This window comes from Bacillus sp. Brlt_9 (assembly GCF_051948935.1).
Classification (GTDB): domain Bacteria; phylum Bacillota; class Bacilli; order Bacillales; family Bacillaceae_G; genus Bacillus_A.
In genome coordinates, this window is the sequence record NZ_JAYJLO010000002.1 from 172,626 (window position 1) to 185,217 (window position 12,592).

The window sequence follows — 12,592 nt, forward strand, 5'->3', positions numbered from 1 at the left end:
GAACGAAATGAAGGTAGTAGTTGGATCAAAGAATAAAACGAAAGTTGGAGCTGTGGAGAAGGTTTGGAAAGATGCTGAAATTACGTCTCTTTCTGTTCCTTCAGGGGTAGCAAACCAGCCTTTTTCAGATGAAGAGACGATGCAAGGAGCGGTTAATAGAGCGAAGCGAGCGCTAGAGGAAGGAGAAGCTCAAATTGGTATTGGATTAGAAGGCGGTGTAATGAAAACAGAGCACGGTTTATTTATGTGTAACTGGGGCGCGCTAGCAACAAGTGGCGGTAAAATATTCGTTGCGGGCGGGGCGCGCATTAAATTACCAGATGACTTTTTAGCGCCTCTTGAAGATGGCAAGGAGTTAAGTGAAGTGATGGAAGAGTTTGTACAGAGAAAAGATATTCGTAGTCACGAAGGTGCGATTGGTATTTTTACGGATGATTATGTCGACCGTACGGAATTATTTGTACACGTTGTTAAGTTACTTGTTGGGCAATATAAGTATGACGAAAAGCAAGCATAAACCTTGCACCGTGCGCGATGTATGGTAGTATAAAAGAAAGATTATAACATGAAAAAATGCACTCGTTAGAGGAGGAAATATAGATGAAATCATTAGAAAGCATGGAGCAATTCCAACAATTAAAAAATGAAGAGAATGTAGTCTTTATGTTCTCAGCCGAATGGTGTCCAGACTGTCGCTTCGTAGATCCATTTATGCCGGAAGTAGAAGAGAAATATAGTGATTTCTCATTTTACTATGTAGATCGTGATGAGTTTATTGATCTATGCGTGAAATTAGACGTATTTGGCATTCCGAGCTTTGTAGCGTACAATAAAGGTGAAGAAACAGGTCGCTATGTAAACAAAGATCGTAAAACACAAGAACAAATCGAAGAGTTTATTGAAGGTTTAAAATAAGGCAATTTGCCAATTGAATTGTAAAACAACCTCTACCTTCGCGGGGGAGGTTATTTTTTTGGAAGGGAGGAAAAAGAGATGAAGATGACAAGTAAAAAGATGAAAGATGAGTTAATGAAGAAATTATCTCGCCCGGAATGGGACTTTCAATATGATAACGAGAAAGAAGTTCTACGTATAGAACAGAAAGACTCTAAAAAAGGTATTAACGTATCGCTTCCAGGAGTTGTGGCAAAATGGGAAGTGAATAAAGAAAAGGCGATTGAAGAGGTTGCTTATTACGTACAAGAAGCGTTAATTGCGATGCATAAAGAAGAAAATAGTGCGGCGAAGATTTTACCTGTTATTCGCTCTACTTCTTTCCCGAAACAAGCAGAAGAAGGAAATCCGTTCATTATGACGGATCATACGGCGGAAACACGTATTTACTACGCGTTAGATTCAAATAAAACGTATCGATTAATTGATGAACGTCTATTGCAAAAATTAGAACTTACAGAGCAACAAGTGCGTGAAATGGCATTATTCAACGCTCGCTCATTAGGTTATGAATTTAAACAAGACACAGTAGCAGGGAATACATTCTACTTTTTAAACACAAATGATGGGTATGATGCGACGCGTATTTTAAACGAATCGTTATTACAATCGATGCGTGAAAAGATTTCTGGGGATATGGTTGTTGCTGTTCCTCACCAAGATGTATTAATTATTGCTGATATCGTCAACGAAATCGGTTATGATATTATTGCACAAATGACAATGAAATTTTTTGCCGAAGGGCATGTTCCGATTACATCACTTTCATTCGTATATGAAGATGGGGACTTTGAACCAATCTTTATTTTAGCGAAGAATCGGAAGAAGACAGATGGAAAAGAGAAAGGATGAACGAAGTGAACGTTTTTTACAACCTTGAAGGAATTGGTGACACTCTAATTGTTGCCTTACAAGATATTACTTTAGAGAACCGTACTTTTGATCGCAAAGGAGATGTTGCACGCGTATATGACCGTGAAAGCAACGTGGTGGCAGGATTTAACATCTTTAATGCATCTACTTACTTAGAAGTAAAAGAAACAGGTAACCTTACATTAACGAAAGAACTTGTAGAAAAAATTAACGAAATTTTAGCGAAGAACGGTTTTGAAGAAACAGTAGAAGCAGATCTTTCTCCAAAATTTGTTGTAGGCTATGTAGCTGAAAAAGAGAAGCATCCAAATGCTGATAAGTTAAACATCTGTAAAGTAGAAATCGGTACAGAAACATTACAAATCGTATGTGGCGCACCGAACGTTGACGCAGGACAAAAAGTTGTCGTTGCAAAAATCGGCGCTGTAATGCCAAGTGGTATGCTAATTAAACCAGCTGAACTTCGCGGAGTTCCTTCTTCTGGAATGATCTGCTCAGCACGTGAATTAGAGCTTCCAGATGCTCCACAAGAAAAAGGTATTCTTGTATTAGAGGATAGCTTTGAAGTTGGACAAGAGTTTAAATTTTAATTGATAATAGAAAAGAGAGGTTGTCCTTATGGGCAACCTCTCTTTTCTATTGAATCTTTGATATATTGTGAGTTGTGATAGATATATGTAGAAAATCGTTCATATTCATAAGGATGTCACCTTTTTTCACAAAATCTATATTGTATTTTATAAACAAACTAGTTAAAATTTAGAAAAAAAGAAGGGGGTAGACGTATGAAACAACAACTAAAAATCGTAGAACTTCTGAAACGAATTGAAACTTCAAAACAGCAAGATATCGAGTTAGGTTCCTATGAAATATATGTATTTAGCGAAAGTGAATTAGAAAAAGGACAAATCGGTTACCGATATGATAAACATAAAAATTCATTAATAAGTGAAGAACATGGAAAATGGAAAGAGGAATGGATTGTTATCGGTTATGAAACAGATATGGGAGATCCGGTTTTCGTAAATGTGGCTGATGATGCTTATCTAGTTTATACTGCAGAGCGTGGTACAGAGAAGTGGCAACCTGTTTACATTGGAAATATAGATGAGATTATAAAACAATTATAAGAAAAAACTTTGAGACCGGTGCAAAGTGATGGGAGAGAAATATGAAGTATATAAAAATAATGAGTATGATTGCATTCATTGGCATATATATGGGCGGTTGTTCGCAAGAAGAGCCGAAAAAAGAAGTAACATCTTCTATGCAGGAAACAAACAAAGATAAAAAGGAAGACGCACCGGTAGAAAAGCAGGAAGCAGAACAAGAAAAGAAAGAAGAACCGCAAGCAGTTCAAACAACTGAGCAAGTGGAGCAGAAGCAGGAGGAAGTGCCGGCTGAGGAAAAGAAAGAGGAAGCTACGCCAGTGCAGCCAGCCGAGCAACCACAGCAAAATAATGAACCAAAAGTAGAGAGTAATGAAAAACAAGGAAAGTTTCTCGTTGTTATTGATCCGGGCCATCAACAAAAGGCGAATTTAAATTTAGAGCCGATTGGGCCAGGAGCGACGACGCAAAAATATAAAGTGACAGATGGTACAACTGGTGTTGTAACGAAAAAAAGAGAGGCTGTTCTTGTATTAGAAATGGCTTTCGTATTAAAAGAAAAGTTAGAAGCAAAGGGAATGCAAGTATTAATGACAAGAACGTCACAAGATGTTGATATAAGTAATAAAGAACGTGCGACATTGGCGAATGATCATAAGGCGAATTTATTTTTACGTCTTCATGCAGATGGTTCTGAAAATCCGAATCAAAGTGGATTTGCTGTATTGACACCAGCCGAAGGAAGTCCGTATACGAAAGAGATTTATGCGGAAAGCCTTCAAATCTCTCAAACGATCGTAAATAAGATGAGAGAGAATCAGCAAGTGAAGGTAAATGGAATTAAATTTAGGGATGACCTTTCTGGGTTTAATTGGTCCAAAGTACCTGGCGTGCTATTAGAACTTGGATTTATGTCAAACCCTGAAGAAGATAAAAAATTATCTGACCCGCAGTATATAAATTCTTTATTGCAAAGTGTAACGGATAGTGTAGATGAATATAGGAAGAGTAAAGCTTAAGCGCAGTCTTACATGTAAGGGTGCGTTTTTCCATATGAAAACACTAGTAAATTAGAATATTATGGATAAATATGACATGCTTAATTTTACCTGCACTTTTTGCCGAATGCTGATACAATAAAGGATGTTACTATTTAGTAGAAAGAGTGGTAAGCATGTTAGATTGGATGAAAAAGCTGTTTAACAAAGAGGAAGAACAAACAGCGATGAATAAAGAAGTACCAAAGCAAGTTGAAAGTCAGCCGAAAATTCCTCGTGTAAACCACTACACTGAAGCAAGAGAAGCACAAATGGCAAGTAGGAATGCAGGTAAATGCCGTTTTCCATTAGTACCAGATAATGGGTTCGATGAAGAAGATGTTATAGAAACAGGGCATTTTGAAGAACAACCTGTTCAAGCTGTAACGTATGAAGATCAGCCTATTCAAAGAGGAATCAAAGTGGAAAGAAGTAGACGACAGTATGTGGCGAAGGTAGTTTCTACATACGAAGAGCCGGAAATGCAACATGAACCGGAGCGAGAGCCTGTCGTAAAGAAAGCATCTGCACCTACGCAAGAAAGTAACCGTAGACCATTTCGTCCAACAGAAATGATTTCGCCAATTTACGGATATAATCGTCCTTCAGTAGAGAAAAAGGAAGAAAAGCAGGAGGAAGAAAAGGAAAGAGAAGACCTTGAAATATCTGTAGAGGGCAAACCAGTCGTTGATGCATGGTTAGAGAAAAAAGGATATACATTATCTGATTTCTCACAAGGACAAGCAACGAATTCTTCCAGTCATGAAGGTGTTGATCAGCGAGATCAACAAAGTAAAAAGGAAGAAAAGTCAGTTGTCGATCAATGGCTAGAGAAAAACGGTTATGAAATTGAACGCCAAGAGCCTATAGTAGAAGAAAAAGAAGTGGTTCAAGAAATTAGTGCACCGCAGGAAGTTCCAGCGGCTGAATTACTTCATGAAACAATTGCTGAGCGTATGGAAGATGCGAAGCAAGAAAGTGATGTAGTGGCCAAAAACACTCTACAAGCGGAATTAGTAGATTCTAAAGTAGAGCACGAGGATACAATATTATCAGAAGAAACTAAACGTAATACAGAAATAGAACAACCTACTATCGAAGTAGAAAAACAAGCACCAGAAGAATCAGTGATTGTCAAAGCAGAAGAAAAACTGGAAGAAACAATCATTGTGGAAATACCAGAAGAAGTGGAAGTAATTGCAGAAGCAGAAGAGCGAGAAGAAGCGGAAGTAATTGCGGAAGCAGAAGAGCAAGAAGAAGTGGAAGTAATTGCAGAAACAGAAGAGCAAGAAGAAGTGGAAGTAATTGCAGAAACAGAAGAGCGAGAAGAAGTAGAAGTAATTGCAGAAACAGAAGAGCAAGAAGAAGTGGAAGTAATTGCAGAAACAGAAGAGCGAGAAGAAGTAGAAGTAATTGCAGAAGCAGAAGAGCGAGAAGAAGCGGAAGTAATTGCGGAAGCAGAAGAGCAAGAAGAAGTGGAAGTAATTGCAGAAACAGAAGAGCAAGAAGAAGTGGAAGTAATTGCAGAAACAGAAGAGCGAGAAGAAGCGGAAGTAATTGCGGAAGCAGAAGAGCAAGAAGAAGTGGAAGTAATTACAGAAACGGAAGAGCGAGAAGAAGCGGAAGTAATTGTGGAAGCAGAAGAGCAAGAAGAAGTGGAAGTAATTGCAGAAACGGAAGCACCAGAAGAAGTGGAACCTGTAGTACTTGAGGAAACGCAGCAAGAAATGGTGTTAAATGAAGCAATTGAACAAAAGAATGAATTCATACATGTTGCTGAGGCTGATGAACAAACGAAAAAAGATGTTCAAAGCTTTGCGGATGTTTTAATTAGAGAAGAACAATTAGTTGTAGAAGAAACACCGATTGTAGAAGAACAACCAGTTGCAGAAGAAACACCGATTGTAGAAGAGCAGCCAGTTGTAGAGGAAGCACCGGTCGCAGAAGAACAACCAGTTGTAGAAGAAACACCGGTCGCAGAAGAACAATTAGTTGTAGAAGAAACACCGGTCGCAGAAGAACAATCAGTTGTAGAAGAAGCACCGATTGTAGAAGAACAACCAGTTGTACAAAAAGAAGAACCAAAACGTGAGAAAAAGCGTCACGTACCATTTAATGTTGTTATGTTGAAACAAGACAGAACGCGATTAATGGAAAGACATGCGGCTAGAACAAATGCAATGCAACCTTCTATGAGTGAACGAGTAGAGAATAAGTCTGTACATCAAGTAGAAGAAAAACCAATGCAGCAAGTAGTGGTAGAACCACAAGTGGAAGAAAAACCAGTGCAACAAGTAGTAGTGGAACCACAAGTGGAAGAAAAACCAGTGCAGCAAGTGGTAGTAGAACCACAAGTGGAAGAAAAACCAATGCAGCAAGTAGTGGTAGAACCACAAGTGGAAGAAAAACCAATGCAGCAAGTAGTGGTAGAACCACAAGTGGAAGAAAAACCAATGCAGCAAGTAGTAGTGGAACCACAAGTGGAAGAAAAACCAATGCAACAAGTAGTAGTAGAACCACAAGTGGAAGAAAAACCAGTACAACAAGTAGTGGCAGAGCAAGTACAAAAGCCAATTTCAAGTACGGAAGTAGAAGAGAAAGCATATGTTGTAAATCAAAGAGAGAACGATGTGCGAAATGTATTGCAAACACCACCGACGTATACGATTCCACCATTAACATTGCTATCGATTCCGCAGCAAGCAGCGTTAGATAATACGGAATGGTTGGAAGAACAGAAAGAATTATTAGATACAACGTTTAATAATTTCCATGTTGGCGCACATGTTATTAATGTATCGCAAGGTCCAGCAGTAACTCGTTTTGAAGTACAGCCAGACCCAGGTGTGAAAGTAAATAAAATTACAAATTTAAGTGATGATATTAAGTTAAGCTTAGCAGCGAAAGATATTCGTATTGAAGCACCGATTCCAGGGAAGAGTGCGATTGGAATCGAAGTTCCAAATAAAGAAAGTAAGCCAGTATTTCTTCGTGAAATTTTAAGAAGTCCTGTGTTTACGAAGAGCGAATCACCGCTTACGGTTGCGCTAGGGCTTGATATTTCAGGAGATCCAATTGTAACGGATATTCGAAAAATGCCACACGGACTTATTGCGGGTGCAACAGGTTCTGGTAAAAGTGTGTGTATTAACGCCATTTTAACGAGCATTTTATATAAAGCGAAACCACATGAAGTGAAGTTAATGTTAATTGATCCGAAGATGGTTGAGCTTGCACCATACAATTCTGTTCCGCATCTTGTCGCACCTGTTATTACGGATGTGAAAGCAGCGACAGCAGCATTAAAATGGGCGGTTGAAGAAATGGAGCGCCGTTATGAATTGTTTGCGCACGCAGGTGCTCGTGATTTAACTCGCTACAATACGATTGTAAGTGAGCGAGAAATTCCGGGAGAGACATTACCTTATATCGTTATTGTCATTGACGAGTTAGCTGATTTAATGATGGTAGCACCTGGTGATGTTGAGGAAGCGATTTGTCGTATTGCGCAAAAAGCACGTGCTTGTGGTATTCATTTATTAGTAGCGACGCAGCGTCCATCTGTAGATGTTATTACAGGTTTAATTAAGTCAAACATTCCAACACGTATTGCGTTTACTGTATCATCTCAAGTTGATTCGCGTACGATTATCGATATTGGTGGCGCGGAGAAATTACTTGGCCGTGGTGATATGTTATTCTTAGGGAACGGTACATCTAAGCCTGTACGTGTACAAGGTGTATATGTATCGGATGATGAGATTGAAAAGACAGTTGATCATGTGAAAAAGCAAATGAAGCCGAATTACTTATTTAAGCAAGAGGATTTATTAGCGAAAACAGAACAGGCTGAGTCGGAAGACGAATTGTTCTTTGAAGCGTGTCAATATGTTGTAGAACAAGGGGGAGCGTCCACATCTTCTGTACAGCGAAAATTCCGCATCGGTTATAATCGCGCGGCACGTCTCATTGAAGAGATGGAATCGCAAGGAATTATTTCTGAAGCAAGAGGAACGAAGCCAAGAGATGTCCTTATTTCTGAGGATGAATTCGCTGCTATGCAGGAAACAAATGTATAGTAAACGGTTTTGCTGTATACTAAGAGAAAATGTTGGATAGTAAAGTAGGGAGTAAAGCGACATGAAAGAAATTGAATTAAAATTAAAAGGTGAAATAAATAGACTAACAAATAGAACATTTAAATTTGACGAACGCGTTGGAGAAGGTTGGTTCTCTGCCGTTTACTTTTTAAAGACTAAAGAAATCATTGAAGAATTTCGCCCGAAAAGTGTTGTAACGATGCAATTTTTCCAAAAGGAAAATGCAGTTCTTTGCGGAACAGATGAAGTGATTGCATTGCTACAAACATTCGCTAAAAATCCTGAGGAACTAGAAATTAACTCTTTAAAAGATGGCGATAATATTAGTCCGTTTGAAACAGTGTTAACAATTCATGGTCCTTATGAAAATTTCGGATTTTTAGAAGGTGTTATTGATGGGATTTTAGCTCGTCGTACATCGGTTGCGACAAACGTATATAACGTTGTCCAAGCTGCGCGTAGCGTAGATAAAGAAAAACCAGTTATTTTCATGGGAGACCGTGACGATCATTATACACAACAAGCTGGTGACGGTTATGCAGCATACATCGGAGGTATGAGCGCACAAGCGACGCATGCGATGAATGAATGGTGGGGCAGAAGTGGTATGGGGACAATGCCTCACGCATTAATTCAAATGTTTAATGGGGATGTTGTGGAAGCGGCAAAAGCATATCACAAGAAATTCCCAGAAGATGAATTAGTTGTATTAATTGATTACAACAATGATGTCATTACAGATGCACTTCGCGTAGCGCGTGAATTTGGATCAACATTAAAAGGTGTACGTGTAGATACGTCGCGCACAATGATTGATCAATACTTCATTCGTCATCCAGAAGTACTTGGAACATTCGATCCACGTGGTGTAAACCCATCGCTTGTATTCGCACTTCGTAAAGCACTTGATGAAGAAGGATTCCAGCATGTAGACATCGTTGTAACTGGTGGATTTGATGAGAAGCGTATTCGTGAATTTGAAGCTCAAAACGTACCTGTTGATATATACGGAGTAGGAAGTAGCTTATTAAAAATGAATATTGGCTTTACTGGTGATAACGTAGAATTAAATGGAAAACCAGAAGCGAAAGCTGGTCGTAAATATCGTCCAAACCCACGTCTAGAGCGTGTTCAATTAGAAAAAAGAGAAGATATGTAAAAGAGAGAAAAACTGATAGGTGATTGACCCTATCAGTTTTTCTGTTATCATAGTATAGCGGCTTCTTTTTTGCTATAATGGATTTGTTATGGACATAAAAAAGAAGTACGTACGAGTTTATCCTGATAAGTGAAGGGAAGAATAACTTCACTACATCAAAAATGTATGATGATTACCAAAATAAGAAAAGATTCATATACTGTCTTATAGATAGGCCGTTGTATTAGTTCGAAATGTTGGAGGTTCTTTAAGATGACAGTTTACCATTTTGTAGGAATTAAAGGAACAGGAATGAGTTCATTAGCGCAAATTCTTCATGACATGAAGCATACTGTTCAAGGGTCTGATTATGAAAAGCGTTTCTTTACACAAACAGCGTTGGAAAAGCGCAATATCTCGATCCTTCCTTTTGATAAAAATAATGTAAAAGAAGGACAAGTGATTATTGCAGGAAATGCATTTCCTGATACGCATGAAGAAATCGTAGCAGCAAAAGAATTGAACATCCCAGTACATCGTTACCATCACTTCCTAGGTGACCTTATGAACCAATACACAAGTGTTGCGGTAACTGGGGCGCATGGAAAAACATCAACAACTGGTTTGTTAGCCCATGTAATGCAAGGTGCACATCCTACATCTTACCTTATCGGAGATGGAACAGGGCATGGGGTAGAAAATAGTAAGTATTTTGTATTTGAAGCTTGTGAGTATCGTCGTCATTTCTTGTCTTACAATCCAGACTATGCAATTATGACAAATATTGATTTTGATCATCCAGATTATTTCACAGATATCAATGATGTATTCAGTGCATTCCAAGAGATGGCATTGCAAGTGAAAAAAGGCATTATTGCATGTGGAGATGATGAAGAACTTCAAAAAATTCAAGCGAAAGTACCTGTTATTTTCTATGGATTTGGAGAAGATAATGATTTCCAAGCACGTAACATTCAAAAGAGAACAGATGGTACTATTTTCGATGTATTCGTTCGTAATACGTACTATGATACGTTCAAAATTACAGGATACGGCAATCACAGCGTATTAAATGCATTAGCAGTAATCGCGCTTTGCCATTATGAAAATGTTGATGTAGAAGCAGTTAAGCATCAGCTAACAACTTTTGAAGGCGTAAAACGTCGCTTTAATGAAAAGCCGATGGGAGAGCAAGTTATTATCGATGACTACGCACACCATCCGACAGAAATTAATGCAACGATTGAAGCAGCTCGTCAAAAACATCCAGAGCGTGAAGTTGTCGCTGTATTCCAGCCACATACATTCTCACGTACAGAAAAGTTCTTAGATGAGTTCGCTGAAAGCTTAAGCAAAGCTGACCAAGTATACTTATGTGATATTTTCGGATCAGCGCGCGAAAACAAAGGTGAATTAACAATCGAAGATCTGCAAAAGCGTATTGACGGTGCAGAACTAATTACAGATACAACAACGGATGTATTAAAGAAACATAAAAACGGCGTTCTCATTTTCATGGGCGCAGGAGACATCCAAAAATTCGAAGCAGCTTACGTAAAAGAAGTTCAAGTTGCAGAGAAGTAATAGAAAAGACGCATAGCCGTGGCTGTGCGTCTTTTTTGCTTTGTTCAATATATTTTAAAAAGCGTTCATATGTTGGTATTGTTTATTTTTTTTGTATAGTTGTTTTAATAAGACGATATATAGTGAACTAAAAAGTACATATCCAATTAAATAATAGAATGAAAATATATCGAATTGTTTTGTTATCATAATTCGAATCGCGAAAAATGCAAATGGAAGTGCGATTAAAACGCTAGTACTAAAGGAAATCATTGTTTTTAAAAATTTTAATTGCTTTGTATTCAAATGGTTTTCTCTACAGATGAACCAAATGTTGCTTGCGATAAAGGCTAGCAAAAAAGGTAAATTAGCTGAAATATTTATAAAGCCAAGTGCGATGGGTACTGATAAAGCCACAAGTGGAGCAATTGAGAACCCAGTAAAGTATTTAATAAATGTATTTGTAGATTGCTGTGCATTTTGAATAACATCTGTATATTCTCCTGCAATTTCTTTTGCTAATTCTTTTGGAGGAAGAAATTCTTCAATCACTTGTGAAGGAATGATTTCTAATGGTATCCCTTCGCTTTCTTTACTTAATGCATTTTCATATAAATCTGATTTGATTTCTAGCACATGTTGTTCTCTTGCTGACGCAGGTAAGTTCATTAAACCTTTATGAAGATCGTGTAAGAAAGAAGTAATGAGTTCATTTGAAAAGAATTGTTCTTTGTTCATTTTTTATCCTCTCCTTTAGCTAGTAACATTAGAGCATGATACACTGCATCATAATCATGTAAGCGACTATGTAAAATTTCTCTCCCTTCGTCTGTAATGCGATAGTATTTTCTCTTTGGACCATCACCGGACTCTTCCCAATAGGAAACAGCCCAATTGTTTTTCGTGATTCGATTTAATATAGGATAAATCGAACCGTTTGGGATATGAAACACAGGAATATCTTGTAGTGCGCTTGTAATTTCGTATCCGTACATAGGTTGTCTACTTATTAAAGACAAAATAGCGAGATCAAAAACACCTTTACGTAATTGAATTATAAAATTATCATTTTTTTCCATACTTCAACTATATATGATTCATACCTAGATATCAATCATATATAGTTGTTATTCACATATAAAATTCAAGATAAAGTGTGAATATTTAACAATTGACATCTATAAGTGTTAGAATAATAAGAAAACTAAAGGGGAGCTAAAAATATGTTCACACTTCGAGTAGACGATGAAATCGAATTACAGTTATTAGAAAAACATCATAAAGAGGAACTATATCAATTAATAGATCAAAACCGTAACCATTTAAGAAGATGGCTTCCTTGGGTGGATGGGGTAAAATCTGCTGGTGCGTATGATGAGATTTGTCCGATGTGGTTAAAGAAGTTTGCAGAGGGAGACGGTTTTGAAAGTGGTATACGTTATAAAGGAAAGCTCGTTGGGATGGTAGGCATTCATCCGGTAAGTTGGGGGAAGAAAGCGGCAAGTCTCGGATATTATCTTGCAGAAGATGCTGGCGGGAAAGGCATTATGACGCGTAGCGTGAAGGCTGTACTTCACTATGCATTTGAGAATTTAAAATTAAATAAAATGGAAATTAGATGCGGTGTTGAAAATGTGAAAAGCCGCGCTATTCCAGAGCGTTTGGGTTTTAAGTTAGATGGTATTTTAAGAGATGATGAATGGCTATACGACCATTTTCACGATATCGCTGTATATAGTTTACTAGCTTCAGAGTGGAGAGAGATTCAAGATAAGTAAAAAATGTTATATGTATCTTATTTAAGAAGGTCATTCAGAA

12 protein-coding genes are annotated in these 12,592 nt (G+C 37.8%); 10 read left to right on the forward strand and 2 right to left on the reverse strand.

Features of this window, described 5'->3' with window-relative positions; genetic code table 11:
• Window positions 1–7: 7 nt before the first annotated feature.
• The 9 genes from VF726_RS07100 (at window position 8) to murC (ending at window position 10,795) form a co-directional block, all read left to right on the forward strand.
• Window positions 8–517 (forward strand): DUF84 family protein, encoded by a 510-nt coding sequence (locus VF726_RS07100; protein WP_440166996.1) that lies wholly within the window; start codon window positions 8–10, stop codon window positions 515–517.
• 83 nt (window positions 518–600) lie between these two features.
• Window positions 601–915 carry a thioredoxin family protein gene (locus VF726_RS07105; protein ID WP_000838193.1) on the forward strand — a complete coding sequence of 105 codons (315 nt, stop codon included), beginning with the start codon at window positions 601–603 and terminating at the stop codon, window positions 913–915.
• Between the two features lie 78 nt (window positions 916–993).
• On the forward strand, window positions 994–1,806 hold the full coding sequence (locus VF726_RS07110; protein WP_440166999.1) for a DUF1444 domain-containing protein: 813 nt from the start codon (window positions 994–996) through the stop codon (window positions 1,804–1,806).
• Window positions 1,803–2,417: a YtpR family tRNA-binding protein gene (ytpR, locus tag VF726_RS07115; RefSeq protein WP_440167001.1), complete on the forward strand. Its 615-nt coding sequence runs from the start codon at window positions 1,803–1,805 to the stop codon at window positions 2,415–2,417. The genes VF726_RS07110 and ytpR overlap by 4 nt, the downstream gene beginning before the upstream one ends.
• Before the next feature lie 195 nt (window positions 2,418–2,612).
• Window positions 2,613–2,957, forward strand: a complete 345-nt coding sequence (locus tag VF726_RS07120; protein WP_440167003.1) for a thiamine transporter — start codon at window positions 2,613–2,615, stop codon at window positions 2,955–2,957.
• 41 nt (window positions 2,958–2,998) lie between these two features.
• Window positions 2,999–3,955: an N-acetylmuramoyl-L-alanine amidase gene (locus VF726_RS07125; protein ID WP_440167005.1), complete on the forward strand. Its 957-nt coding sequence runs from the start codon at window positions 2,999–3,001 to the stop codon at window positions 3,953–3,955.
• Window positions 3,956–4,110: 155 nt separating this feature from the next.
• A complete protein-coding gene (locus VF726_RS07130) occupies window positions 4,111–8,052 on the forward strand; it encodes a DNA translocase FtsK (protein ID WP_440167007.1) in 3,942 nt (1,313 codons plus the stop codon).
• 61 nt (window positions 8,053–8,113) lie between these two features.
• The gene (locus VF726_RS07135) at window positions 8,114–9,232 is read left to right on the forward strand and encodes a nicotinate phosphoribosyltransferase (protein ID WP_440167009.1); all 1,119 of its coding nucleotides are present in this window, start codon (window positions 8,114–8,116) and stop codon (window positions 9,230–9,232) included.
• A gap of 252 nt (window positions 9,233–9,484) precedes the next feature.
• Window positions 9,485–10,795, forward strand: coding sequence for a UDP-N-acetylmuramate--L-alanine ligase (murC, locus tag VF726_RS07140; protein WP_098344517.1), 1,311 nt, complete (start codon window positions 9,485–9,487; stop codon window positions 10,793–10,795).
• A 54-nt stretch (window positions 10,796–10,849) separates the two neighbouring features.
• Here murC and VF726_RS07145 read toward each other — a convergent pair whose 3' ends face one another.
• Window positions 10,850–11,512 (reverse strand): HAAS signaling domain-containing protein, encoded by a 663-nt coding sequence (locus tag VF726_RS07145; protein ID WP_440167011.1) that lies wholly within the window; start codon window positions 11,510–11,512, stop codon window positions 10,850–10,852.
• A complete protein-coding gene (locus tag VF726_RS07150; RefSeq protein ID WP_440167013.1) occupies window positions 11,509–11,853 on the reverse strand; it encodes a PadR family transcriptional regulator in 345 nt (114 codons plus the stop codon). Before VF726_RS07150 ends, VF726_RS07145 begins: the two co-directional genes overlap by 4 nt.
• A 144-nt stretch (window positions 11,854–11,997) precedes the next feature.
• Here VF726_RS07150 and VF726_RS07155 point away from each other — a divergent pair, with 144 nt between their 5' ends.
• Window positions 11,998–12,552 carry a GNAT family N-acetyltransferase gene (locus tag VF726_RS07155; RefSeq protein WP_440167015.1) on the forward strand — a complete coding sequence of 185 codons (555 nt, stop codon included), beginning with the start codon at window positions 11,998–12,000 and terminating at the stop codon, window positions 12,550–12,552.
• Window positions 12,553–12,592 lie beyond the last annotated feature (40 nt).